The sequence below is a fragment of the Psychrobacter proteolyticus genome (assembly GCF_003350005.1).
In the GTDB taxonomy this organism is placed as follows: Bacteria; Pseudomonadota; Gammaproteobacteria; order Pseudomonadales; family Moraxellaceae; genus Psychrobacter; species Psychrobacter proteolyticus.
Map to the genome: position 1 here is coordinate 567,460 of NZ_QLKS01000002.1, position 26,326 is coordinate 593,785.

Here is a 26,326-nt window from a genome sequence, read left to right on the forward strand (position 1 = left end):
AAGCAGACCTTAGATTTTGTTTTGTACTTCTTGTGCGCCGCCAGTTACAGCATCACCAGCGCTTGATACGTCTTGGCCAAAGCCTTTGAACGTGTTGCAACCAGTTAGAACGAACATAGCAGTTAAAGATGCGATGATTACTTTTTTCATAATAGTATCCTCAAAGATAAATGAATGGTTATAAATCACAACAGTGACGCTAAGCATCGTGCTCAAGCTTCACTGAAGGGGTATTGGATGAGACAGTCACACATAAATGCTATCGCGTTATCCATTACAGACATCATAGTGAAAGTTAAAAACGCTGCACAGTATCAAAATGTAATTATTAGCAGTAAACTGTAACTTTCGATTACCTACTGCTCATAAATTTAAATAATAGAGCGTTGAATATTTGTGGAGTAAGAATGACCATTCATATCGTGTTAGTAGCACCAAAAATGCCGAGTAACACTGGCAATATTATTCGACTGTGTGCCAATAGCGGCGCACAGCTACATTTAGTCAGACCATTAGGGTTTGAGCTTGATGACAAAAAGCTGCGCCGCGCAGGTCTTGATTATCATGAATATGCTCATTTGCAAGTGCATGACGATTGGACAGCTGCGAGACAAGCTCTACAAGCCGCTGATTGCCATGTGGTTACGGCATTGACAACCAAACTGAGCAAACCGTTCTACGATTATGACTTTGGTAAACCCTCGGACTCTGAAGCATCTAATAAGGCTGCTATGCCAAATATTGCGCTAGTCTTTGGTTCTGAAACGGCAGGTCTGGCAGATGATATACGTGAAGATATCGGTGCTGATAACTGGTTAAGATTACCCATGCTAGCTGACTCGCGCAGTTTGAACTTATCAAATAGCGTAGCCATTTGTTTGTACGAGATATGGCGCCAGCAAGGATTTGCAGGTGATGAAGGTCGTAGCGTTGGTTATGAGACATTGACAGTCTACGACCCAAAATAGCGATTCTACAAAGCAATAACTATAGACTTAGTTTGCGTACTTAATGAGCAGTTATACACTGCTCAAAGCATATGATGAGTTTCTAGTGCGACATCGAGCATATCTTATCGTTTATAAAGCACTTATAAAGCACTTATAAAGTACTTATAAAGTACTTATAAACAATTTGGTGGTTTGGGTAATCCTGCCAAGCGATTGACATGACGCGCGACCAAACCTGTATTAAACAATTGCTGTAGCTTTTGATTGCTAATATCGAGCTCTGGCAAAGTCTTTTGTAGCCATTTGATTAATGGACGGGTTGCTGGCGCGTGATTAAATTTGTCAAAAAACGCTCGCACTTGTTGCAAAACTTCTAAATGCTCATCGCTCAGATTGACCTCTAGTGTGTCTGCCAATTGCTGCGCGATAACAGGTGTCCAAATCGTATGGTCACATAGATGGCCGTCTTGATCTAATTCGATATCAGCTGCTGATAATGCAGCGTTGTGAGTGGTCATGTCATTACTCATAAGGCAATTGTCACCATTTTGTCAAACTGACTGCTCTGAGTCAGATTCACCCATTCTGCGTCGGTTAAAATAGCAGTCAACTTAGTCTCTAAATTAAGTTTGCCATTTGTATTTGCTGTTAGCTGGGCGATGTCATCTGCTAATGCGTAAATACCAGCAATACCATCTATATCGCTATCATTTAAATAAGCATTGAGCCAGTCGATAAAAGCAGGGGTGCTGCCAAGCAGAAGGATGCTGTCACCCGTGCGCCAAGTGCGAGACATCTCTTCGGTGCTGCGTCTAAGGGTAGCCATCGTGCTATGCAATTGATATAAAGTTGCCATAAAAGTGTCCGATTACGTGCTTTATTATTTTATAAATCTAAGTAATATAGCGATTTAAAAGGTAAGTATCTGCTCAAAGTCTTGTGAGTTGATGACCTCTGGCACAAGTGTGAGCTGTGATGCCAGATCTGTCGGCAACATACCGGTGACCCAGCCACTAAAGACATCATCAGGTAGCCAAGCTGCAGGCATGTCATAAAGCTCAAGTGACTGAATCATGCCATGCAGCCGCGAGTCAGATTGCATCAATAAGCCAAAGACCGGCGCATCTAAGAACAATTGCACCTCATGACCAAATGTCGCTAAAGTTAGCGCAAGCGCACAACCTTCGTAGCTTGCTGCTTCAGTGGGCGTGTGCAGCTGAATTAATAATCTCATTATGTATTCCTAAAAATAGTTACCGCTACCAGTGATGTTAATAGACAAACCATCAAACGACACGCTATCAAAACTGTATCAAACGACAGTTATCCTGCATCATCATCGCAAGCTCACTGAGTCCCACTAAGGTAAACCCTGTCGCAAGATTGGCACCGTCAAGCTGGTGACGTGAGCTGTTGTCTACATCACTCACACCGCGGCTGAGTGCTGTACTGACACAGACAGGCAGGGGTAATTGATACTGCTCAGCCAAAGACTGCCATTCTTTGGTCAAGTCTAATTGATCGGCTGACTGCCAACGCAAGCGATTGGCTATGTGAGCCGAGTCGCCATAAAAGAAGACATTGAGCAGAGGTTGTTCAGAGGCAGCATTATCGCTGCTGCCTGTACCTGTACTATTAGTGTCATTGTTATCAATATCATGACTATTCGCTGCGCCCTTCAGATAAGCACGTGCGTAGCGTAACGCCAAGTGTGCCAATGGGTGACTAGGGTCAGCAGTAATCAGTAGTAACGGGGAAGTGGTCGTCATAAGGTGCGGTATCACATATTATAAATTAGAGTTTAAAAATTATGGCCGAGTTGCTATAAGTGCTTTGTATAAAGTAATTTGGTCGTTATTATTATAGTGCTTGTGTGCAAATTTGCGTGACAGAAAACAGAATTTATACTGATAATGCGACATACAGCGGATCATACTGTCACATCAAATAGCGTTATGTCATAAAAGAGAGGTGCGTCGTCTCTATCAAAGATGTTTATGCTAACATAAAGCGCCGCAAACCAAGTAGAGTCACTGTTATTTAACGTGGTTTTATCTCAAGTGTAGGCACATTGAGTATTATTATTTGATGCTGTGACTGCCTCGTAAGAAAAAACAATAAACTTATGAGCTAGGTTCACGTAGTCTTACCATTCTATGTAAGGAGTTTTTGTCACTATGTTACCTGCTATGCCCTCACGTGTGAACAATGGTACAGATTATCAGCCTACCGTAGAACAACTGCAAGTCCTGCAGACAGCGAGCGAATTTGCTTATCAGATTTGGGAGAGTCGGACCGTTTCATGTCAGACGTTTTTGCGTAGCTATCCATTGAATAGTACGCTGACCCGTCAGCAAATCGATGATCTGATACAAGATTATACGTTAGATGAGAACTATCAACTCGCTGATGAAATCAAGGTCATGAGTGGTCTGCGTCACTTGCGCACGCTACTAATGATGCGCTGGATTTGGCAAGATGCCTTGCAAACGATCAGTCTGGAGCAGCTGACCGATGAGTTGTCTGAGTTTGCAGATGGCTGTATCTCTTTTGCTAAAGATTATACTTATCAGCATTTGGTTGCTAAATATGGCGAGCCGACCTTTATCAATGAACAAGGCAATATACAGATTGATGATATGGCGATTATGGCCATGGGTAAGCTTGGTGCGCAAGAGCTGAATTTATCAAGTGATATTGACCTTATCTTTGTACATCAAGCACGCGGCGAGACCAATGGCAATAAGGCAAAAGGCACACGTAGCATAGACAACAAACGCTTTATGACCAGATTGGGTCAAGGCATTATTAAACTGCTTGATAACAAGACCGCTGACGGTTTTGTCTTTCGAGTAGATATGCGCTTACGTCCATGGGGCGATGGAAGTGACTTGGCCATTCATCTGTCCGCATTACAAAAATATTTTACGATGCATGGGCGTGCATGGGAGCGTTTTGCTTGGTTAAAAGCACGCGTAGTCGGACAAATAGACCAACCATTTTATGAAGAGATACAATCGCTGATTAAGCCATTTGTCTTTCGTTATTACGTGGACTACAGTGCGTTTTCAGCATTGAGAGAAATGAAATCTCTTATTCAAAATCAAGTTGCACAGCGTGAAGACTTGGACAATATCAAGCTTGGTGCGGGCGGCATTAGAGATATTGAGTTTATCGTACAGGCCTTTCAGCTTATCTATGGTGGCCGGCATCCACAGCTGCAAATCAAACCTTGCTTGCAAGCGATGCAAGTATTATGTGAGCTTGGCTATCTGGAACATTCAACTTATGAGCAGCTACAGGCCGCGTATCGGTTCTTACGCCGGCTTGAGCATGCTATTCAAGCGATTAATGATCAGCAGACCCAGCGCTTACCACACGATGAGCAGTGGCAGCATAATCTAGCAGTGACGCTAAATTTTGAAAACTGGAATGCCTTATTAGATCAGCTTAATCGTCATCGCGAAAGTGTCAATGTGCCGTTTGAGCGTATGGTCACTGAGCGCCAAGTACCTGATAACGAAGATACCGACCTAGAACCAGAGCACTTAGATGAGCAAATTGCCCGTTTAAATGAAGTGCTGACAGAAGAAAATCGCGAGTTATTACAGAACTTTTGGCAATCAAAAATGGTAGCTAACTTAAGTGATGAGGCCAGAGAGCGTTTAGACGACGCATATCCTGTCATTGTCCATGCGTTGTTAGCGCATCAAGAACATCAGCAACTTGCCAATACTGCTTTACCAAGATTGATCTCACTGCTTGAAGCGATTTGCCGCCGTTCTATCTACTTGGTCATGATTGCTGAAAACCCCAATGCAACGATTGAGCTGATTCCAATGTTATCTGCCAGCCCGTGGATCGCAAAAGAGTTGGCTCAGTATCCTGTATTATTGGATACATTTTTGCAGCAGCGTTATCGCCATCTACCAGATAAACGTGAGCTGCGTGATATCTTGCGTCAACAGTTGCTACGCGTCGAGCCAAACGATGAAGAAGAGCTGTTGAGCGTCCTACGTCTGTTTAAAAAGAATCAAGTGTTGGCGGTCGCTGCTAGTGATGTATTGGCTGAACGCCCGATTATGAAAGTGTCAGATTCATTGACTTACATCGCTGAGGTCGTATTAGAAGCCGCATTGGAGCGCGCTTTTGCAGAAATTGTTAATCGTTATGGGTATCCTATTGGCCAAGATGGCGATCCGGTCACTGAAGCGGACTGCGGCTTTGCGATTATCGGTTATGGCAAGCTTGGAGGTTTAGAGCTGTCGTATTCTTCAGATTTGGACTTGGTATTTTTACACAAGATAAAAGAGCAAGGTATGACTACTGGTGAAAAATCAGTCAGCGGTATGAAGTTTGCCGCGCGTCTTGTACAAAAGCTGATGAATTATCTCAATACTCAAACACGTGATGGCCGTGCTTATGAGATTGATATGCGTCTGCGGCCTTCAGGAAATGCTGGCATGATGGTAGTGTCTTGTCATGCGTTTGAAACCTATCAAATGGATAAAGCATGGTCATGGGAGCATCAAGCGTTGGTACGTGCTCGTGCGATTTGCGGAGATAGACGAGTCACTGCACGCTTCTGTGATATTCGCCGCGACGTATTGTCATTGCCACGGACACTGGATCAAGTACGTAGTGAAGTCACCAGCATGCGTATCAAAATGCAAAAGCATCTAGGCACGAGTCAATGGCAGCAGGAAGCGGGTAAGTTTCATCTTAAGCAAGATGCAGGCGGGATTGTAGATATTGAGTTCTTAGCACAGTTTGCTGTATTGGCTTACTCGCATGAATATCCAAGTTTGACTAAATGGAGCGATAATGTGCGAATTTTTGCAGAAGTTGCTTTGCTTAGTATTTGGGATGACCAAGTCTGTCAGGATTTGACTGATGCCTATCTAAGGATACGTGCTGCTACGCATCAGTTAGCACTATCAGAGCAGTCTTTGCTCGTTGATGAGTCATTATGGCAGGAGACGCGAGCGTTAGTACAGTCACAGTGGCAGCATCTCATGGGCGTAGAGACAGACGACGAGTAATATCGTAACTCGTATGATTAAGGCCTTGCCGATAGTCCAAGAGACGCTTAAACTGTAATGCGTTATGATAAATAGAAACTATGAATAAAAACTATCAATAAAAGCTATAAACGAAAACTATGGATAGAATCGGTAGCTAGGAACGATATAATTAAAAACCATATAGTGCCAAACCAAAAGATTTCATTTGCCAAGACGGCCAGTGATATAATCGGTCACACATCATCATAATACTGTCAGTCGTTTGTCATAATGAAGCTGTTGTTTAGGCAATAAAAATTGACGCTGCGGTGTTATCATACGATGTTGATCAATACTGTTAAATAAAACCTACCTAAAAAAAGTTAGACGTCAGTGCTAGCATAAGGACAATAAAATGAATATGGCAACACAAGATGGTAAGCTTTGGATGAATGGCACAATGATCGAACAGCCAGATGCTAAAGTTCATGTGCTTACACATAGCTTGCATTACGGTATGGCTGTGTTTGAAGGCGTACGCGCTTACCAAACAGCGGATAATCGTACTGCTATTTTCCGCCTAAAAGAACATACCGAGCGTCTACTTGGCTCAGCCAAAATTTTTCAAATGGACGTACCTTTTGATGCTGCCACTCTAGAGCAAGCACATAAGGATGTGGTCAAGCAAAACAACTTAGCAGAAGCTTATATTCGTCCGCTCATTTGGGTAGGTGCAGAAAAACTTGGCCTGTCTTCACGTGACAACAGCATCAATGCAATGGTTGCTGCTTGGCATTGGGGTGCTTATCTTGGTGAAGAAGGCATCAAAAATGGTATCCGTGTAAAAACGTCATCATATACGCATCACATGCCAAACGTGACTATGTGTAAGGCTAAAGCCTCTAGTAACTATCCTGTGTCTATCATGGCCAACCAAGAAGTGACGCGCAATGGCTATGACGAAGCTATCTTGATGGATCCACAAGGATTTGTATGTCAGGGCGCAGGCGAGAACTTATTTTTAGTAAAAAATGGTGAGCTACATACGCCAGACCTATCAGGTGGTGCATTAGACGGTATTACTCGTCGTACTATCTTGCAGTTCGCAGCTGACCTAGGTATCAATGTCATCGAGCGCCGCATCACTCGTGATGAGTTTTACTTAGCTGACGAGATATTTATGACAGGTACCGCTGCAGAAGTCACGCCTATTCGTGAATATGACGATCGTATCATCGGTAATGGTGGTCGCGGTGAGTTGACTGAAAAACTACAGACCTTATACTTTGATGTGGTTCATGGTCGTAATGAGAAATATATGGACTGGTTAAGCTTTATTGATTGATAATGCCGTTACTTTAAAGACCAAAAAGGCTCAACATAATTGTTCAGTCTTTTTTTTATGCTAATATAGCCATCATATTTATTCATACGATTAAAGTGAGCAGTCAATGCCAATAGATTCTAGTACAGTCGATAATAAAAATATCAAACAAATTATTTGTATTAAATGGGGTACAAAGTACGGTGCTGATTACGCAAATAAACTATATGGTATGGTATCTCGTAATATTACACCACCGTTTCGCTTTGTCTGTTTTACGGATGATACGACTGATGTACGTCCAGAAATCGAATGTCAAGAATTGCCACCATTAGATGTCACTATGCCAACCAATACGTTAGGAAAGTGGCCGAAATCTCGTTTGTGGGGTGAAAAGCTCGGTGATTTAACAGGGACAGTATTATTCGTAGATTTGGATGTGATCATCGTCGATAGCCTCGATCCTTTCTTTGAATATGGCGAACCAGATGATGTTATCTTGTCTTACAACCCGAGTAATCCATTAGAGCGCTTAGGGCAGACATCTTGCTTTAGATTTCAGATAGGGTCACTTGTTTCACTTCAAGAGAAGTTCAAAGCTGATCCACAAGGTATCGCTGATGAATATCGTTTTGAGCAGCGCTTTGTCACCCGCAATGCACCAGGTGGTGTAAAACTATTTCCAAAAGCTTGGGTCGCACACTTTAGACGTAAATGTCGCCAACCATTTCCGCTTAACTACCTCAAAGAACCGAAGATTCCTAAAGGCGCTCGTATTGTCATTTTCCCAGGTGATTTGTATCCTACGCACGCTATCGAAGGTAGATACAATAAAAACGCCGCCAATAATGCTAAAGACCATTTAAAAAGACTTACTGAGCCTAAAAACTTGAAACGCCCATTGCGCCATTTGCGTCATTTTATCTTGCCAGTAGGGTGGATTGAGAAGTACTGGAAAGAGTAGATTTTATTCTCTAGTTAAGTATTGTCATATCAGCAAACGTTAGTATTGATGTGTTCTATCTTTATATTCGTGAAGATAGAAGCATTACCCAGTGAATGGATAGAATTATGAAAACAAATGATACCATCAGAGTCTTTGTTGGCTGTGACCCAAATAACTGTGATTTAGAGCAGATGATGGTTCTAGATTATAGTATTCATAAACATACTAGTATGCCAGTAGAAATAGTATGGATGCAGTTATCGCGCGATCCGGATAGCTACTGGTGTTCAAATCCTGAGACTGGTAAGGGTTGGGATACTACTAAGTGGTCAACGCCTTTTTCTGGTTTTAGATGGGCGATTCCAGAGTATTGCAATTACTCTGGACGTGCGATCTATATGGACGCTGATGTTGTCATTTTAGACGATCTAGCAAAGCTATGGCAGCATCCTATCCAAGGGCAGTCTATAGTAGCCGCCAAAGCAAATGCTGATATGACTCGTCTATGCACCTGTGTGTGGGATTGTGATGCTGCAAAAAATGTGGTTTTGCCTATCGAGAAACTTAAAAAAGATCCCAAAAGTCACAAAGAGATGATGGCTTTGTTTAAGAAAAACACGCAACTGATTGAGCCTTATCAAGATAGCTATAACTGTATCGATGGTGAAGACTTAGCAATAGAAGAAATCAAAATTTTGCATTATTCGGATATGGGAACGCAATTCAGTCATAAGTACTCCTTACCTAGAGTGAATGAGGAAGGAATTGAGCATTGGTTTGACGGTGAGGTGTTACCACATCCAAGACAGGATTTGGTCGATCTTTTCGATACCTACTATAATGAAGCGCTTACTGCTGGATATGATCTAGAAAGTTATCGAATTGAGCCATTCGGTAATTTTCCAAAAAAATCTCAACAAGGCTACAATGGTAATAAAGTCACTCGCCCGAGTGTTTCTAAATCACTGTTTTCTAGGCTCTTTAAGCGCTGATTTTTCGATCAAATAATTATAAGTTTCTTTAAGTGGACAAAGATATCACTCGATAGGTCGTAGTTTATGAAACAGCACAAAAAAATAGTGTTACTTGTTATTAATTGCTTACAAGGCGGCGGTGCGGAGCGTGTGGTATTAACGTTAGGTCAAGGGTTTTATGAATTGGGCTACGAAGTACATGTTCTAAGATTCAAACCATTGGTAGAGTATGAGTTGAGCCCAGACCTTCATTACCATGTACTAAAATTTAAACCCTACAAGCTCATACCAGGATCTGAAAGACGTGATAAGGTTTTTGCACGTTCTGTCGATAAGTATGTTTCGCAAAATATCGGTCAGCCTGACATGATACTTTCTAATCTAGATCGTGCGGACAGTATCTTGAGTAATAGTAAGCTACCGAATATCACCTATATTATTCATAACACCGTATCACTTCTCTACAAATTCAATAAAAATCAAGATGCTGAGCAATTGAAAAGGAAAATGGTTGAAATTTATTCTAAACATCCTTGTGTTTGTGTGAGTGAGGGTGCTGAAAAGGATTTTGTCAAAAGCTTTGGCGATATCACACCAACGACGGCCATTCACAATCCGATCGATAGAGACAGTATTCAAAAGCAGGCCGATGCTTTTGTTCCTGAATATCAGAACTATATAATTCATGTGGGAAGCTTCAAAGATGCGAAGCGTCATGATGTATTGGTAAAAGCCTACGCAAAAACTGATCAATCTATGCCATTGTTACTGTTAGGCCAAGGCAAGCATAAAAGTGAGATAGAGAATTTAGTTACAGATTTGAAGCTAGAAAATAAAGTGATGTTTTTAGGCTTTCACGAAAACCCTTTTTCTTATATCAAACATGCACAATTTAAAGTGCTGACTTCTGACTGGGAGGGTTTTGCTTTAGTTATTGCTGAAGCTTTAGTGCTAGGTACGCCAGTTATAAGCACCAACTGTCCGTCAGGTCCAAGTGAGCTGCTACCTGAAAGCAACTTGATGCCGATGGGAGATGTTGAAGCCATTGCTGAAAAAATGCGTCAGGCAATGAGCAACCCACAACAGTTTCATGCCCCGTTTGATGAGTCACTTCTTCCAGTCAAAATAGCTGAGAAATATCTAGAATTTTCTCAAAGACTAAATGTCACAAAGTGATAATATCAAACCCTCTTTATACTCAAAACACTCACTTCTAAGAAAGTTTAAAATGACTAACAATGCCATGAGCAATAATTTACCCAGAGAAAATAAGAAAAAAATACTTTTAGTCATCAACTGCCTACAAGGTGGTGGCGCTGAGCGTGTTGTACTTACATTAGGGCAGGGCTTTTATGAGTTGGGATATGAAGTACATGTTTTAAGATTCAAGTCTCGGGTAGAGTATGACCTTAATCCGAACCTCAATTATCATTTAATTAACTTTAAGAAATATAAACTCATACCAAAACTAGAGCGTCGTGACAAATTTGTTTCAGGTGTGGTTGACAGATATGTCTCAAAGAAAATTGGTCAGCCGGATATTATCCTATCAAACCTTGATCGTGCGGACAGTATTCTTAGCCACAGCAAAATGCTTAATATTATCTATGTGATTCACACTACGCTATCATTATCATACAAGTTCAAAAATTTAGATGATGAGCAGAAAAAACTAGCTTTTTCTGACATTTACTCAAAGAATAGCTGCGTATGTGTTAGTGAGGGTGTTCAAAAAGACTTTATAGAAATTTTTGGCGATATAACACCAACTGCAACCATTCATAATCCAATAGACAGAGATTGTATCTTAGAGCTAGCTAATGCATTCGTTCCTGAACATCAGAATTATATTATTCATGTGGGTAGCTTCAAAGAGGCAAAACGTCATGATATGCTGCTAAGAGCTTATGCTAAAACAGATCAGTCTCTACCTTTATTGCTTTTAGGTAAAGGTAAGCTCAAAAACGATATAGAGCAATTGGTAGTAGAACTTAATTTGGAGGACAAGGTGGTTTTCTTAGGTTTTTTAGAAAATCCTTTTCCTTATATAAAGCATGCAAAATTTAAGATATTAACTTCAGACTGGGAAGGCTTTGCTTTGGTGATTGCAGAGTCTTTAGTTTTGGGAACGCCAGTTATCAGTACTGACTGCCAATCTGGGCCAAGTGAGTTGTTACCTCAAAAAAACCTAATGCCTATGAGAGACATAGATGCTATTGCAGCTAAATTGAGCCTAGCCATGAAGGATCCAGAGCAATTTCACTCTGAGTTTAGCGAAGCACTCCTTCCTGTCACAATAGCCAAGAAATATATCGAATTTGCATCGAATGTTAAGAATACAGATAAAAGGTCTTAATCTAGCCACCATTTGGACCAATCATCTCTATGTAATTGCCGTAGAGTAGCGAAAGCACTCTGGTTGTTCTGTAGTTTTTCGAATACAGCAAGCAGTATAGCTGTAGCTAACTTATCGACTTTCTGAAATTTGTTGTAGCGTTTACGCATATTCCTTAAGCTATCATCGGTACCAATACGGAAATAAGTAAGTCCATCGTATAGAGGCAAATCGCCGGCATACAGTATGTCGGTTTTTTCGTCTAATAACGGCATAGGTTCAGCATTAGCGCTTAGTTGTAAAAAGTTTTTGGTCTCATGAACTCTTAAGGTATTCATTAGAGTGATAACGTTCATTAAAATAGCAGCTCTAAGACTGTTATTTGAGTGATCAATGAAAGTATCGCAGGCTGAGACAATCCAGCGCAGCGACAGATGCTCTAATAAATAGTCGCTTTCTGACTCCCAAAGCCTTTCAAATTCAGAAAAAGTTTTATCTATTTTGTATTTGCGGCGCATCAATATGATAAGCGTATTGTGATAAAAGCAGAGCTCAGACTCTCCTAAAGATTGATACTTTAAGTTATTTAAGTGGATTTCTAAGTCTGTACTTTTACGCTCATCTGTCAGTGCTTCAATATCACACAATGACTCAGTGATTATTGTCGTTTTCATCTCATCAAAGCTTTTACCATCATAATTTTTGACAATCTTACCTGCGTTCAATCTTTTTTCACTTAGAAATATCAATAGCAGTTTGCTTTGCCAGTTTGAAGGTGTAGTCATGTCACTAAAATCCTTTGAACAAGTATGATGCAATTAGAGCTTAAACGTCTGTCGAAAAAATTGATACCAAAATAATTTATGAAATATTACTGCTTAAACTGAATAGTATTGCTTGTACCATTCGACAAACTTTGTGATTCCATCTTCGATACTGGTATCAGGTTTGAAATCAATATCATCTACTAGCTCGTCTATATCTGCATAAGTAATAGGCACATCACCTGCTTGCATCGGCAATAAATTCTCTTGCGCTTTTTTGTCACAAGCGCTTTCGATGGCAGTGATAAAACGACGTAAAGTTACTGGTTGGTTATTGCCAATGTTATATATTTTATAAGGGGCAATCGCTGTAGTGATACTAGAATATTGAGGAGAGGGGGCTTTATCCATTATTCGAATAATACCTTTTACAATATCATCAATGTAGGTAAAGTCACGCTGCATATCACCATTATTGAAGACATTGATTGGCTCACCAGCTAGAATTTTTTTGGTGAAAGAAAAATAGGCCATATCAGGTCGACCATAAGGACCGTAAACGGTAAAAAACCTTAATCCTGTCGTAGGAATGTTATATAAATGGCTGTAGCTATGTGCCATGAGCTCGTTTGATTTTTTCGTGGCTGCATATAAACTGATAGGAAAATCAACACAATCAGCAGTGGTAAATGGCTGCTTTATATTCATACCATAGACTGAGCTGGAGCTGGCATAGATTAAATGCTTGATATCATGATGGCGGCAGCCCTCAAGTATATTAACAAAGCCAACCACATTTGAATCAATGTAAGCATTCGGATTTTCGATAGAGTAGCGGACACCTGCTTGTGCACCTAAATTAATGACAATATCGAATTGATAGGTAGAAAAAAGATCAGACATAGCTTCGCGATCAGCAAGGTCTAGCTTAATGAACGTAAAGTATTCTGGTTCTGATATTTCATTTAGTAGTTTTAATCGATCTTCTTTTAAGCTCACCTCATAATAGTCGTTGATGTTATCAATACCAACGATGCAGTTATTGCTATTAGGCAGCTGTATTTGTAATAGGGCTTTGATTAAATGAAAACCAATAAAACCTGCCGCACCAGTGACTAATATATTCATCAGTCGCTCCCGAATAAATCTCTGGTAAAGACTTTGTCCGCCACATCTTCGATTTCAGCAGATAAACGGTTTGCCACAATGACATCACTCATTGATTTAAACGCTTCTAGGTCTTGAATAACTTGTGAGTTGAAAAAGGTACTTTCTTTCAATACTGGTTCGTAAACAATGACTTCGATACCTTTTGCCTTAATACGTTTCATGATGCCTTGTATGGCAGAAGCTCTAAAATTGTCTGATCCGCTTTTCATAACTAATCGGTGTATACCTACAATTTTTGGTTTTCGTTCAATAACTTTATCAGCGATAAAGTCTTTACGAGTTCTGTTGGAGTCGACAATGGCTTTTATTAGGTTACTTGGCACTTCATCATAATTTGCCAATAGCTGTTTGGTATCTTTAGGCAAGCAGTAGCCACCATAGCCAAATGATGGGTTGTTATAATGATCACCAATACGCGGGTCTAACCCAATACCTTCTATGATCTGTTTGGTTTCGAGCCCAAATGTTTGAGCATAAGTATCAAGCTCATTAAAGTAGGCCACGCGCATTGCTAAATAAGTATTAGAAAATAACTTGATTGCCTCAGCTTCAGTGGGCTTTACAAATAGTAGCGGTACGTCCTTTTTGATCGCGCCTTTAAGGAGTAAGTTAGCGAATAATTGAGCTCGTTCTGACTGTTCACCTACGATGATTCGAGAAGGGTAAAGGTTGTCATGCAGCGCTTTACCTTCTCGCAAAAACTCGGGTGAAAAGATAATACGGTCAGTTGCATAACGTTCTCTAACACTCGCCGTATATCCCACTGGTACGGTAGACTTTATAATAATGATTGCTTGTTGATTGACCAAAAGTACTTGCTCAATCACTGCTTCTACCGTTGATGTATTGAAGTAATTGGTCTTGGCATCATAATCAGTTGGTGTCGCCACAATAATAAAATCAGCGCCTTCATAGGCTGCCGCCGCATCAAGTGTCGCAGAAAAGTTGAGATTTTTATTTGATAAAAAATCCTCAATATCTTCATCTTCAATAGGGGACTGCTGAGTATTCAATAAGTCGATTTTTTCAGGAACAATGTCGACAGCGACGACTTCGTTGTGCTGTGCCAATAGCATTGCATTTGATAGGCCTACGTAACCTGTACCTACTACTGCTATTTTCATAATATATCCAAGTAATGTTTACGCTTTGATGGATCTAATCCAAAATTGGTTTATGCTAAATAAGATTCAAAATTACAATACCGTGTCAGATCACCTTAGCTCAGAGAGCTGGTATTCCCGTCACAGAAGCGGGAAGATGCGCTAAAAATTTATGCTTCATAGCTTGGCTGATTTTCTTGTGCGAATCCGTCTCAAGAAGGTCTAGGCTTTGAATACAACCGTACTTGATAGATTTATCTTCTAAAGCAGTAATAAAGTCATCGACACTACTTTCATTTTTTAGATAGTTGACAGAGGTATCGGGTTTTAGATTTGCTTCATCTTTTTGAATTTTTAGATGATTCATCAGGGTTATCGGATTCACCTGAGCCACGTCTCTAAATTTATATCTAATCTGCTCTGTCAGTAGCTGAGGATGATTTAGCAAATAATCTTTCAGTATGTTCCTATCGACGATATGAGGATAGTGATGAATTTCAAAGAATTGATCCATACCGATTATTTTGGCGCTTAGCATTTGGGCGATAGTATGCCTTGGTTGAATCGGTGTGCGAAATAGTTTAAAGCGCGATTTTCGGAAATTAAGCTTAGCATTTAATGCCGCACTTTTACGCCAGTGGCCGTGAATATTCAGCTTTTCGCCATCCAAAAAGTCATCTATTTTTACTGGTTGGTTAAAAAAGAAATCATCATTCATATAGATGAAGTAATCAGATAACCCCTCAATATTCCATATCATCGACTCAATCGATCGGGTATTAAACGTAGGCAAAAACTGCTCATAACCCGAAAATATGTCCTTATGATCAACGATGCGTATTTTATCTGCTGAGCAAATACCTTGCTTAGCAAATTCATCGATGAACGCTGGCTTTTGTTGATCTGTGACAATATATATATGACGACAAAAAGGCACATATTTGATGATAGAAGCAATATTATAATATATCTCATCGTCGCTAGCGAAACGCGTGTCAGTTATTGCGTCAGATGCCACTTCTTTACTTGGCTTGTACTGTTCTCGCTTTTGTTTGAATATAGGGTCTGCGCCATCTACCCAAGCAATGACGATGTCTAAGGTTCTCTCATCAGGCTGCTTCATAACTGATCCTGCTCTTTTCGGATATGCATCTATTTTAGTAGCTATATTAGATCAGCTATGATATTTGCTGATGCAATTATTAACAAGGTTTAATCGATTTAGATAGTTAGACTCATTATAATTTTTATAGAGATACCGTTAAATCCTGCTCGTACTTTACTGAGTAAATGCCGAGCACCAGCGGTAGGTGAGACTAGCATATAAAGTCAGAACGCTGCAATAATTATGACCATAGTTGCATTCATTTGGCTAAACTATCATGCCTATACCGTTAAAAAATCAAGCTGAGACACTAATGCCACCTATTATTCTATTTATTTTAAAAGCGCTTGAAGGTCGCGGTGCTGAGCGTATGGTTACGACTTTGGCAAGCGCTTATGCAGATATGGGCTATCGTACTCATATCTTATGTTTGGAAGCGACGCAAGATATGCTACTAGACGCTCGTGTTCAATATCATATCGTGCCATATGATGAGGTGTTTTCTGAGCAGAATCTCGACCCAGAATCTACGCAAGCACAAGCCTACGAATCAGTTGCTAAACGTATTGATACTTACGTGCTTAGCCAAATAGGGAAGCCAGATTTAATACTGGCTAATATCTATAAAATAAACTGGATTATGGCATATAGCCAGTTGCCAAACATCGTAAATGTACTGCATACAGCGCTATCAAAGCAGTTCCAAAACCAATTATTAGAGGCGCCAGTACAGACTATAAATCATTTGAAAATGGTCTATGGCGCTCATCTTTGCAGCTGTGTAAGTAAGGGTGCACGCCAAGATTTGATTGATATTATAGGAGATATCACCAAAACCACAACAATCTATAATCCTTGTGATGCTATTGCTATAAATACCAAAGCAGCAGCATCTAGCCATCTTGAACATTTCGGCTTAGTAGATAAAGAGTACATTATACATGTTGCCTCTTTTGATAGCATGAAAGGTCATCGAGACTTGCTACAGGCGTATGCCAAAACAGAACGAAAGCTGCCGTTAGTACTAGTAGGTAAAGGTAAGCTTGAAGAAGAGATTAAGCAGCTTGCGACCGAACTTGGGATTAGCGATAGTATTAAGTTTTTAGGCTTTCAGACCAACCCTTATCCATTAATTAGAACAGCTGCACTGATGGTACTCACCTCTAAGTTTGAAGGCTTTGGCTATGTCATTGTAGAGGCGCAAGCACTGGGCGTACCAGTAATCAGTACGGATTGTCCTTTTGGGCCAAGAGAATTATTACCTGAGCAAAACTTGATTGCGGTAGGTGATATTGATGGCTTGGCCATGCTCATCGATCAAGCCATAGATAACCTTACAGATTATATCGTTCCGCTAAACCAGCAGTTACTTCCTGAACATATTGCAAGACAGTACTTAGCGTTTGGTTCTGTTTTAGATTCAGATAAAAATGAGGGTTTATAACGTGTAGTGGTTCTTAATTAAACGCAATCAAGTAGAGGTTACTAATTGCGAGTCATCAACTAGAAAGTGTCGAATAGCGATTTAGAGATAGGAGAGTGATTGACGACAGGAACACCATGCGACTGATAGATTCTGCCGAGCAAGTTAAATGAAGGTACAATGCGCTCGTGCATGACTTTGCTGAGCATACTTGGCGCAATATTATTTTTATTTTCATAAAACCGTGGTTGCTTACAGTTAAGTAGGTCAATACCATACAGATGAATGCTCGCTGCTTGACGCGAAAAAGCCAACTGCGCCGCTACATAAGCGACAGTACCTGCTTCCACAAATCCATGAGTAATGTTAAGAGAGACGCCGATGTCAGCCGCTTTATGATCGCTATCAATGATAAAGTTTGGATTATTGATAAAGTACGATAGCGGCATTTTTTTATTGAGTAATTTTTTCTTAAAGATAAGCTTATTAAAAGATAGCTTGTTTGACTTGACTCCCCATGGCCTATCTACGGGATACAACACTCGCATGGCATGATGGTACGTTTGCATAATATCAGGGTGCGTGGTGGCCATCGCTTCAAAGACAGCTAACGTTGCATATAGAGGTTGACCTGTATAGTACTGCTGTAAAATCTCAGGCTGATGATTGATGAAGCGCGCATCACTAATGACGTAACCAGCAATATCGGTAAACTGATGCTGCCCAATCAGGCTGATACTGCCATTGACAAAAATAGTAGGCGTATCTAGTAGCTCTGATAACGGCAGCTGCTGTATAGATGGCCCTGAGGCGATAATATTGACGTCTTTTCCATGCAGACTTTGTTCAGGTTCATTAGCATTAAAAGCATTGATAATGATGAGCTCATTATCAATATTGAACCCAGCAGTAGCAGGTAATCTTAAATATAGCGCCATACTATGTTCCAGTCGTTTATTTCACCTATCTTATATCTTAATACACTGCCTTTACGCTAATTATAAATTGTCTACATATGGTTAATTGCTAAGCATCTATTGCCAATGGTCTTTTAACCATGGGCTTGGCTTCACATGTCGATACCATTTACCGCCACTACCAGCAATCGCATCGGGCGGGTTAATCTCACCGTGGAAAATAACGATTTTTGCATCATCCGGCAGAGTAGGTGTGCGTACAAAGTTAAAAGGAATCGGCGCAATACATTGGTATTTAAAACTGACACACCACGTCTTATCCCAATACTCTAAGTGGTGATGCTCACGCAAATAGTTAGAGAGGTAAGCCTGCTCGTGACGTACTTGGGTGCGAATGGTTTCAAAGTTCCGCTCAAAATTAGACAGCAAATCAGGATAGGTATTCATGCCAATATTAAAGCGATAGACAGAGCTGTTACCAATCATGCGCCAAGGCTTTTTCCAGTCACGGATGATGACGACGCTGTCCTCATGCTCAGCTTGATAAGTAAAAAACGCATCGATATTATCGACAATGACGATATCAATGTCTAAAAATAGGGCCACACCTTTTAAATCATACAGCTCAGGCTTAAAGGTAGTCAGTTTTTTCCAACCACGTTCAGGACCTGCTGGCAAATCCATGTCAGGTATCGGATAACAGGCAATCGCAGGGTCAATACCTGTGCTGTCATCGGTCAAGCAAACCATTTGGAAATCTAAGGTTAGATGGCGACTAACCATGTTGTAGAGACGATTGACGTATTCAGGACCATATTTGTCGCCCCATTTCATACAGATGATATAACGCTGTTCAGCAGCATTTGTGCTCGTTTGATCAGGGTCTATAGATGAGGTCTTAGTTACGTCAGATGTCATAATGCACTCGTATTGAGATAATAGTCAGATAAATGAAGGACTAATAAAAGTAAAGGAATATAGAGTTCAGCCAATATTAGCATAGCTATGACTGATGGTACGTCTAAACTGATGGTATGTCTAAATAGGCAACGTTAGGTTGGTGATGACTAATGATTGTCGAGCTTAGTGTTATCATTTTTAACATTACTATCGTTTTTAACATTGTCGGTTTTAACGTTGTTATTTCGAACGCTATCGTTGATATCGCTATCAGAATGACTAGAAACGCTAGAATGGTGAGATTGGATAAAAGCTGCTAAAGTCTCTTTATCTTTTCGGTAAGGATTGCCTAAGTTTGGTATACGCTTAAAACGTCGATAGCCCCACATATAATGACTGTAGTTGTCTGTAATCATACGCTCCATAGCTTGATTGAGAGCATGAGTCGCCACTTCAGCATTACGGTCGTATAAAGCAGGATTATCGAGTCTGTAGCAGTAAATATCAAAACCGCGTCCATCGGTACGGCGAATACAAGATAAGCCAACCAGCGCACATTTGGTTTTGCTTGCCAGTTTAGAGGCAAGGGTACTGGTCAATGTTTTGATACCAAAGAACGGAACGACAACGCCGCCTGATGGCTCTGGAACATGGTCTGGCAGTACAATACTAAAACCACCTTGCTTGAGCGTTTTAAACACAGCTTTGACTCCGCTACCATCAGTAGGTACCAAAGTAGCATTGAGTCTCGCTCGACCCTGAAGGATAAAATCGTTAGCGAATTTGCCGTCAACTGGCTTATACATAATGGTTGGCGCACCAAACTGGTTGAGCCAAGCATTCATCATCTCCCAAGTGCCGAGATGCGGTACGATAGCAAGCATGCCATTTGGATTGGCAAGACCCTCTAAAAAAATGTCTTTATTATGGACATCACGAATCTGAGCGATACTCCACTCAGGAGGCATCGCCCAGCTTTTTATAGATTCAATACTGGTCAGACATTGATGATAAATAATGTCTTTGGTCAACGCTCGCTTTTGCTGCTCAGACAATGTATGAGTAATCAGCGCCATATTGATCTGAATGGTACGCATGATACTTAGACTGGGTATCTTAATGATAACCCACGCAACAAAACGTGCCAACATCTGCAGTACAGACAATGGCACGACTTTGAAAATATTATACGGATTCATGACCACTCACATGGTAATGAATCACGTAACAAGCACTGTAGACAGCAATCGCGCATCATCAAGCGATTTATTCAGTAGGCTTGTTGTTGGCATCAGCCTGTGCTTTTTCACGCACACGGATACCAAGCTCACGTAGTTGTTTGCTATCAACGCCAGCAGGTGCTTGGGTTAATGGACACTCCGCAGTTTTGGTTTTTGGGAAAGCAATTACATCACGGATAGAGTCAGCACCTACCATGAGCATAATCAAACGATCCAAACCAAATGCTAGGCCGCCATGCGGTGGTGCACCGAATTTTAGGGCATCAAGTAAGAAGCCAAACTTGTCTTCAGCTTCTTGCTCACCAATACCCAACGCTTCAAGTACAGCTTGTTGCATATCGTAAGTATTGATACGTAAGCTACCACCGCCAACTTCTGTACCGTTCAATACCATGTCATAAGCGATAGAAAGGGCAGATTCTGGATTGTTTTTCAACTCTTCAACTGAGCCTTTAGGCTTAGTGAACGGATGATGCATTGACGTCCAACGTCCATCGTCAGTCTCTTCAAACATTGGGAAGTCGGTCACCCAAAGTGGGGCCCATTCACAAGTCGTCATTTCAAGATCTAGACCAATTTTTTGACGTAATGCACCAATTGCATCATTCACAACACTGGCTTTATCCGCTCCAAAGAAGATAATGTCGCCATCTTCTGCAGCAGTACGCTCGATCAAGCTCACAAGTACATCATCAGTCATGTTTTTGATGATTGGAGACTGTAGGCCAGATTCTTGATCCACACCGTTGTTGATGCTGCTAGCGTCATTGACTTTGATATAAGCCAAACCGCGTGCGCCATAAATACCAACAAACTTGGTATAAGCATCGATTTGCTTACGGCTTAATGATGCGCCACCAGGGATGCGTAGGGCAGCCACACGACCTTTAGGATCGTTAGCAGGGCCTGCAAATACCTTAAAGTCAACGTCTTTCATCAAATCTGCAACGTCAACCAACTTTAGAGGAATACGTAAGTCAGGCTTGTCTGATGCATAGTCGCGCATTGCTTCAGCGTAAGTCATGCGTGGGAACTGCTCGAACTCAACGTCCATCATTGTCTTAAACAAATGCTTGATAAGACCTTCATTGATGTTCATGATTTCTTCTTCATTCAAGAAAGAAGTCTCGATATCCACTTGAGTAAATTCAGGCTGACGATCGGCACGTAGATCTTCATCACGGAAGCATTTAGCAATTTGATAATAACGGTCAAAACCTGACACCATCAATAATTGCTTAAATAGCTGTGGTGACTGCGGCAGGGCAAAGAAGTTACCTGGACGAGTACGTGATGGTACAAGATAATCACGCGCACCTTCAGGCGTTGCACGAGTCAAGATAGGCGTCTCAACATCCAAGAAACCATGATCATCTAGATAACGACGAATCGCTGAAGTTGCCTTGGCACGGAATACCATACGCTCTTGCATTTGCGGACGACGCATATCAAGATAACGATACTTCAGACGCAAGTCTTCAGATACAGTCGTTTTTTCGTCATTCAATGGGAATGGCGGTGTTTCAGACTTAGCCAGTACTTCAATTTCTTTGCCCAATAGCTCAATCTGGCCACTGGTCATATTATTATTTTCAGTACCTTCATAACGGCGACGTACACGGCCAGTTATCTTTAGCACGTATTCAGGACGTACAGCATCAGCTGCTGCGAAAGCTTCTGGGGTATCAGGGTCGACCACGACCTGTAAGATACCCGCGCGGTCACGCATGTCTAAAAAAATCACGCCACCGTGATCGCGACGACGATGTACCCAGCCTACGATACTAATGGTTTGCTCAAGCAAGCTCTCGGTTACGGCTCCGCAATACTCGTCTCGGTATTCGCTATGCGTCATAGTGCTTTGCGTCATAATATGGTTATCCAGTTATCAGCCCAATTCGAAGTACAATAATGCAGCCATTGTCGTGCGTTTCAAGCTATTTGCAAAAAAAACACACAAACAACGCGATTAAGACATATGGTCATCACGTTGGCTGCAGAAAATTTGATATAAACGCATATTATGCCTAATCTGCCTTTGTTATACAACCAGCTGAGTTCAATCAAAGAACGGGAGTCTGCAAGTATCTAACGTATTTATTCAGTAATATTTATGTTGGGTTAAATATTGTCATCATGCTTGAAAACACCACTTAGTGTGCACATATCAACCGCACGTTAATAAAAACAGCCATATCAATATATTTACTGACTTGAGGATTTGTAACCATGCTATTTCATCCCCCTAAAAACCCTGTTGAGCTTAAAATACGCCACTTAAATGATGCTCAAAAGCAGCGCCGTGAAGATTTGATGGAAGCCACCCAAGGCAAAGCTGCCCTCAAACAGTTCAAAAAAGTCATGGCCAAAAAAGCCAAACAAGCATTGAAAGCAAAAACTAAAAATAAGAAAAAACATACTGAGGATAAGGCACAAGTTTTTGTGCTCGATTTTGATGGTGATATCAAAGCAACTGCGGTCAAACATTTGCGTGAAGAAATCAGTACTCTAATTAGTACCGCAAATAAAGGTGATGAAGTTATCGTCCGTCTCGAATCAGGCGGTGGTCTGGTACACGGTTATGGTTTGGCCGCAGCGCAATTGGTTCGCCTAAAAGATGCTGGTTTAAAACTGACGGTCTGTGTTGATAAAGTGGCGGCAAGCGGCGGTTATATGATGGCTTGTGTTGCAGACAAAGTAATAGCCGCACCATTCGCTATCATTGGTTCAATCGGTGTGGTGTCGCAGCTGCCAAATTTCCATAAATGGCTAAAAAACCATGACGTCGATTATGAGATGTTTACCGCTGGTGACTACAAGCGTACGGTAACTGTATTTGGTGAGAATGATGCCGAAGACCGTGCCAAATACCAAGAAGAGCTAGAGCAGACACATGAGCTATTCAAGCATTTCGTTAATAACTACCGTCCAACATTAGATGTGGCAAAAGTGGCCACTGGAGAGCATTGGTATGGCGAAGATGCGTTGAAGCTTAACTTAATTGATAGTCTACAGACTTCAGACAGTTATATTTTGGAGCGTATGGAAGATAACGAAGTATACGCATTGTATTCACGTCAAAAGCCGACGTTGGCAGAAAAGCTAGGATTGGCTCAAGCAGCAGAGGCAACACTGAGTATGGCCGTGGATAAACTGCCAGATACGCTCGCACGTTTTGATTTGAATAGTCGTCTAAACATTCTAAAATAATTTTAGTTATCATTATGGTAGTTAAGTAAGGGTGCTTTAGTGCTCAGAAATTTTTAGATACATTGTTTATATTTTGTAAAAGGCGTGGCCTAGCTGGTCGCGCCTTTTTGCTGTTTAATCATAAATGCTGTGTTATAAATGTAGCTCACGGAAAACAGTATACGTGCGTGCACTAAAGCTCTAGTAGAGCTTTTTATCAACATTTGATTCAGACAATCAATAAAGAAAAGGAAGTCATTTATGTCTAACGACAATTTAATGTTTACCGCAACAGAACATGGTCAATCCATGCACGCCAAAGTCAAAGCGTTCATTGAGACGCATATTGAACCCATCGAAGCCCAATTCTGGGAAGAATGTCACAAAAAAAATCCTGATGGTAATTGGGAAAACTGGGAGTGGCCAGAAGCCTACGAAAACCTGCGCAAGCAAGCACGTGAAGAAGGCTTGTGGAATTTATTCCTGCCGGATGACACATTAGGTGCAGGACTTTCAGTCACTGATTATGCGCCTATTGCAGAGCTAACTGGTCGTAGTTTACTAGCACCGCATGTATTCAACTGTAATGCCCCTGATAGCGGTAATATGGAGCTATTGTGGCGTTACGGTACTCAAGAACAACAAGACAAATGGCTTACCCCGTTGTTAGAAGGTGAGACGCGTTCTGTCTTTTGTATGACTGAGCCTGATGTGGCCTCAAGCGATGCCACCAATATGCAAGCGACCGCCATGGTCGATGGTGATGAAATTGTCATAAACGGTAGTAAATGGTGGTCATCCGGTCTTGGTGATCCTGCGGTTGATGTTTTGATTGTGATGGCATATACCGCGGATGAAAGCGCAGACCGTCATCATCAGCATTCGATGGTGCTTGTGCCAGTCAATACTCCGGGTGTGAACATCAAACGTATGCTTAAAGTATTTGGTGATTATGATGCACCGCACGGGCATGGTGAAATCAGCTTTGAGAACGTACGTGTGCCAGTCAGCCACTTTATTGGTGGACCTGGTAAGGGCTTTGAGATTGCACAGGGTCGTCTAGGGCCAGGCCGTATTCATCATTGCATGCGCTGTATCGGTGCTGCCGAAAAATCTCTTGAATTAGCGGTCAAGCGTGGTATGTCACGTACTGCCTTTGGTAAGCCATTACTACAATTAGGTGGTAACTTTGAGCGTATCAGCGAGGCCCGTATCAAAATCGACCAAGCACGCTTGCTCACATTGTACGCAGCACAAAAAATGGATGCTCAAGGCACGAAAAAAGCATTGACTGAAATCTCTGCTATTAAAGTAGTCGCGCCAACTGTGCTACAAGAAGTAGTCGACATGGCGATTCAGATTCATGGTGGAATGGGTGTATGTCAAGACACAATGCTGCCAGGGTTCTATGCCCAAGCTCGTGTACTACGCCTAGCGGACGGTCCTGATGAAGTACATAAAACTATGATTGCTAAACTAGAACTAAAACGTCAGGGTTTTAGTCGTTCTGCTAAGTCTGACAAAGCTTAATCTTAACAAACGGTTGTGTGAGCCAATGTTGATTTGCTCGCGCAACTGTTATCCAGAATAAGCCAATTAAAATGCTAATTGAAAATTCACTATTAACGATTTAGTAGTGAATTTTTCATCTATCACTCACATCTGTTATAAAAATAAATGACCCCATGATAAGGAATATCCCATGGCAACTGATAATAAAGTACTAGACAAAGGCGGTGCCGTGCGCGAAGGCGAAGAGCTTGATGCCACAGCAGTTAGTGAATGGCTTCGCAGACAAGGTGTCGATGTAGTAGGCGAGCCTACAGTCACTCAGTTCTCGGGCGGCGCATCAAACTGGACGTATCGACTGCAGTATGAGGGTGAAGATAAAAACCAAGACCTCATATTACGCCGTCCACCAAAAGGCACCAAGGCAAAATCTGCACATGATATGGTTCGTGAGTATACGGTTCAAAAAGCATTAAAAGATGTTTATCCTTACGTACCTGAGATGATTGCGCTATGCACGGATGAAGCTGTTATCGGCGCTGATTTTTATGTAATGGAGCGGATGGAAGGTGTTATCCCTCGCGCAGAATTACCAGAAGGTATCGATCTAGATCCTGAGCAAACACGTCTGCTTTGTACCAATGTATTAGACGCTTTGGTGAAGTTGCATCAGATAGACTACACAGAACACTCTGATTTGGTTAATTTGGGCCGCGGTGAAGGCTACTGTGAACGTCAAATTAGTGGCTGGGACAAACGTTATGTCAAAGCAAAAACACCTAACGTACCGAGCTTTGCATTGGTCAGACAATGGCTGGCTAAGCACACGCCTGCTGATAGTAAAACCTGTATTATTCATAATGATTGGCGTTTTGATAACGTCATACTTGACGCAGATGAGCCGACCAAAGTTATTGGCGTGCTTGACTGGGAGATGGCAACCCTTGGCGATCCACTAATGGATTTGGGTAGCGCATTGGCATACTGGATTGAAGAAAATGATAACATCATCATGCAACAGTCACGCCGTCAGCCGACACATTTAGAAGGCATGATGACACGTGATGAAGTGGTTGAATACTATCTAAAACAATCAGGTTTAGAGATAAATAATTGGACCTTTTATGAAGTGTTTGGGTTGTTCCGCCTATCAGGCATTGTTCAGCAAATTTACTATCGTTATTATAATAAACAAACCACAAATCCAGCTTTTAAAAATTTTTGGCTAATAGTGCATGTATTGCATGCTAAGTGTCTTAAGTTGATTGCGCAGTATGAAGGCGAAGGATTGTTTAATAATTACGTACAGCCACATTTAGCAGAAATGGGTATTGATGCTGAAACGATTGAGCAACTGCCAAGCCCTGTTCAAAAAGTAGTTAAAAGCATTTTGCCAAAAGGCTATTTTACTTAGACTTCTCGCTCCACTGAAGTGTAAGCAATTAAAAAGAAGTGTAAGCGGTTAAAAAATAG

24 protein-coding genes are annotated in these 26,326 nt (G+C 41.2%); 11 read left to right on the forward strand and 13 right to left on the reverse strand.

The window, feature by feature from the left end; translation table 11 throughout:
* Positions 1 to 9: 9 nt before the first annotated feature.
* The gene (locus DXK30_RS06820) at positions 10 to 150 is read right to left on the reverse strand and encodes an entericidin A/B family lipoprotein (RefSeq protein ID WP_057759705.1); all 141 of its coding nucleotides are present in this window, start codon (positions 148 to 150) and stop codon (positions 10 to 12) included.
* Positions 151 to 407: 257 nt separating this feature from the next.
* Between DXK30_RS06820 and DXK30_RS06825 the strand changes: the two genes are divergently transcribed.
* Positions 408 to 968, forward strand: a complete 561-nt coding sequence (locus tag DXK30_RS06825) for a tRNA (cytidine(34)-2'-O)-methyltransferase (RefSeq protein ID WP_114701050.1) — start codon at positions 408 to 410, stop codon at positions 966 to 968.
* Positions 969 to 1,123: 155 nt separating this feature from the next.
* Here DXK30_RS06825 and DXK30_RS06830 read toward each other — a convergent pair whose 3' ends face one another.
* The 4 genes from DXK30_RS06830 to tusD form a co-directional block, all read right to left on the reverse strand.
* Positions 1,124 to 1,468, reverse strand: coding sequence for a TusE/DsrC/DsvC family sulfur relay protein (locus DXK30_RS06830; RefSeq protein WP_224737920.1), 345 nt, complete (start codon positions 1,466 to 1,468; stop codon positions 1,124 to 1,126).
* Between the two features lie 8 nt (positions 1,469 to 1,476).
* Entirely contained in the window at positions 1,477 to 1,806 is a 330-nt protein-coding gene (locus DXK30_RS06835; RefSeq protein ID WP_114701052.1) for a hypothetical protein, read from the reverse strand.
* A gap of 54 nt (positions 1,807 to 1,860) precedes the next feature.
* Complete coding sequence (locus DXK30_RS06840) at positions 1,861 to 2,184, reverse strand: hypothetical protein (protein WP_101204423.1); 324 nt, start codon at positions 2,182 to 2,184, stop codon at positions 1,861 to 1,863.
* Between the two features lie 67 nt (positions 2,185 to 2,251).
* Complete coding sequence (gene tusD, locus DXK30_RS06845) at positions 2,252 to 2,719, reverse strand: sulfurtransferase complex subunit TusD (RefSeq protein ID WP_114701053.1); 468 nt, start codon at positions 2,717 to 2,719, stop codon at positions 2,252 to 2,254.
* A 408-nt stretch (positions 2,720 to 3,127) separates the two neighbouring features.
* On the opposite strand from tusD, the gene glnE reads away from it, so the two are divergent.
* The 6 genes from glnE to DXK30_RS06875 all read left to right on the forward strand — a co-directional run bounded on the left by glnE (position 3,128) and on the right by DXK30_RS06875 (position 11,553).
* Positions 3,128 to 5,992, forward strand: a complete 2,865-nt coding sequence (gene glnE, locus DXK30_RS06850) for a bifunctional [glutamate--ammonia ligase]-adenylyl-L-tyrosine phosphorylase/[glutamate--ammonia-ligase] adenylyltransferase (RefSeq protein ID WP_114701054.1) — start codon at positions 3,128 to 3,130, stop codon at positions 5,990 to 5,992.
* A gap of 376 nt (positions 5,993 to 6,368) precedes the next feature.
* On the forward strand, positions 6,369 to 7,298 hold the full coding sequence (locus tag DXK30_RS06855) for a branched-chain amino acid transaminase (RefSeq protein WP_101204426.1): 930 nt from the start codon (positions 6,369 to 6,371) through the stop codon (positions 7,296 to 7,298).
* A gap of 106 nt (positions 7,299 to 7,404) precedes the next feature.
* The gene (locus tag DXK30_RS06860; RefSeq protein ID WP_114701055.1) at positions 7,405 to 8,241 is read left to right on the forward strand and encodes a glycosyl transferase; all 837 of its coding nucleotides are present in this window, start codon (positions 7,405 to 7,407) and stop codon (positions 8,239 to 8,241) included.
* Positions 8,242 to 8,348: 107 nt separating this feature from the next.
* Positions 8,349 to 9,215: a glycosyltransferase gene (locus DXK30_RS06865; RefSeq protein ID WP_114701056.1), complete on the forward strand. Its 867-nt coding sequence runs from the start codon at positions 8,349 to 8,351 to the stop codon at positions 9,213 to 9,215.
* A 66-nt stretch (positions 9,216 to 9,281) separates the two neighbouring features.
* Positions 9,282 to 10,373 carry a glycosyltransferase gene (locus DXK30_RS06870; RefSeq protein WP_114701057.1) on the forward strand — a complete coding sequence of 364 codons (1,092 nt, stop codon included), beginning with the start codon at positions 9,282 to 9,284 and terminating at the stop codon, positions 10,371 to 10,373.
* Between the two features lie 52 nt (positions 10,374 to 10,425).
* On the forward strand, positions 10,426 to 11,553 hold the full coding sequence (locus DXK30_RS06875; RefSeq protein WP_227670691.1) for a glycosyltransferase: 1,128 nt from the start codon (positions 10,426 to 10,428) through the stop codon (positions 11,551 to 11,553).
* Here DXK30_RS06875 and DXK30_RS06880 read toward each other — a convergent pair.
* The 4 genes from DXK30_RS06880 to DXK30_RS06895 all read right to left on the reverse strand — a co-directional run bounded on the left by DXK30_RS06880 (position 11,550) and on the right by DXK30_RS06895 (position 15,692).
* Entirely contained in the window at positions 11,550 to 12,317 is a 768-nt protein-coding gene (locus DXK30_RS06880; protein WP_114701058.1) for a hypothetical protein, read from the reverse strand. The genes DXK30_RS06875 and DXK30_RS06880 overlap by 4 nt on opposite strands.
* A 93-nt stretch (positions 12,318 to 12,410) precedes the next feature.
* Positions 12,411 to 13,424: an NAD-dependent epimerase gene (locus tag DXK30_RS06885; RefSeq protein WP_114701059.1), complete on the reverse strand. Its 1,014-nt coding sequence runs from the start codon at positions 13,422 to 13,424 to the stop codon at positions 12,411 to 12,413.
* Positions 13,424 to 14,590 carry a nucleotide sugar dehydrogenase gene (locus tag DXK30_RS06890; RefSeq protein ID WP_114701060.1) on the reverse strand — a complete coding sequence of 389 codons (1,167 nt, stop codon included), beginning with the start codon at positions 14,588 to 14,590 and terminating at the stop codon, positions 13,424 to 13,426. The genes DXK30_RS06885 and DXK30_RS06890 overlap by 1 nt, the downstream gene beginning before the upstream one ends.
* A gap of 100 nt (positions 14,591 to 14,690) precedes the next feature.
* Entirely contained in the window at positions 14,691 to 15,692 is a 1,002-nt protein-coding gene (locus tag DXK30_RS06895; protein WP_114701061.1) for a Stealth CR1 domain-containing protein, read from the reverse strand.
* A 259-nt stretch (positions 15,693 to 15,951) separates the two neighbouring features.
* Between DXK30_RS06895 and DXK30_RS06900 the strand changes: the two genes are divergently transcribed.
* Positions 15,952 to 17,118 (forward strand): glycosyltransferase, encoded by a 1,167-nt coding sequence (locus DXK30_RS06900; protein ID WP_227670692.1) that lies wholly within the window; start codon positions 15,952 to 15,954, stop codon positions 17,116 to 17,118.
* Positions 17,119 to 17,177: 59 nt separating this feature from the next.
* Here DXK30_RS06900 and DXK30_RS06905 read toward each other — a convergent pair whose 3' ends face one another.
* The 4 genes from DXK30_RS06905 to aspS all read right to left on the reverse strand — a co-directional run bounded on the left by DXK30_RS06905 (position 17,178) and on the right by aspS (position 22,010).
* A complete protein-coding gene (locus DXK30_RS06905) occupies positions 17,178 to 18,035 on the reverse strand; it encodes a hypothetical protein (RefSeq protein ID WP_114701062.1) in 858 nt (285 codons plus the stop codon).
* Positions 18,036 to 18,131: 96 nt separating this feature from the next.
* Positions 18,132 to 18,932, reverse strand: a complete 801-nt coding sequence (locus DXK30_RS06910) for a glycosyltransferase (protein ID WP_114701063.1) — start codon at positions 18,930 to 18,932, stop codon at positions 18,132 to 18,134.
* A gap of 149 nt (positions 18,933 to 19,081) precedes the next feature.
* Positions 19,082 to 20,113: a lysophospholipid acyltransferase family protein gene (locus DXK30_RS06915; protein WP_114701064.1), complete on the reverse strand. Its 1,032-nt coding sequence runs from the start codon at positions 20,111 to 20,113 to the stop codon at positions 19,082 to 19,084.
* Between the two features lie 67 nt (positions 20,114 to 20,180).
* Positions 20,181 to 22,010, reverse strand: coding sequence for an aspartate--tRNA ligase (gene aspS / locus DXK30_RS06920; RefSeq protein WP_114701133.1), 1,830 nt, complete (start codon positions 22,008 to 22,010; stop codon positions 20,181 to 20,183).
* Positions 22,011 to 22,384: 374 nt separating this feature from the next.
* Here aspS and sohB point away from each other — a divergent pair, with 374 nt between their 5' ends.
* The 3 genes from sohB to DXK30_RS06935 all read left to right on the forward strand — a co-directional run bounded on the left by sohB (position 22,385) and on the right by DXK30_RS06935 (position 26,267).
* The gene (gene sohB / locus DXK30_RS06925) at positions 22,385 to 23,365 is read left to right on the forward strand and encodes a protease SohB (RefSeq protein ID WP_114701065.1); all 981 of its coding nucleotides are present in this window, start codon (positions 22,385 to 22,387) and stop codon (positions 23,363 to 23,365) included.
* A gap of 258 nt (positions 23,366 to 23,623) precedes the next feature.
* Complete coding sequence (locus DXK30_RS06930) at positions 23,624 to 24,874, forward strand: acyl-CoA dehydrogenase family protein (RefSeq protein WP_227670698.1); 1,251 nt, start codon at positions 23,624 to 23,626, stop codon at positions 24,872 to 24,874.
* A 172-nt stretch (positions 24,875 to 25,046) separates the two neighbouring features.
* On the forward strand, positions 25,047 to 26,267 hold the full coding sequence (locus DXK30_RS06935; RefSeq protein ID WP_114701067.1) for a phosphotransferase family protein: 1,221 nt from the start codon (positions 25,047 to 25,049) through the stop codon (positions 26,265 to 26,267).
* Positions 26,268 to 26,326: the final 59 nt, after the last annotated feature.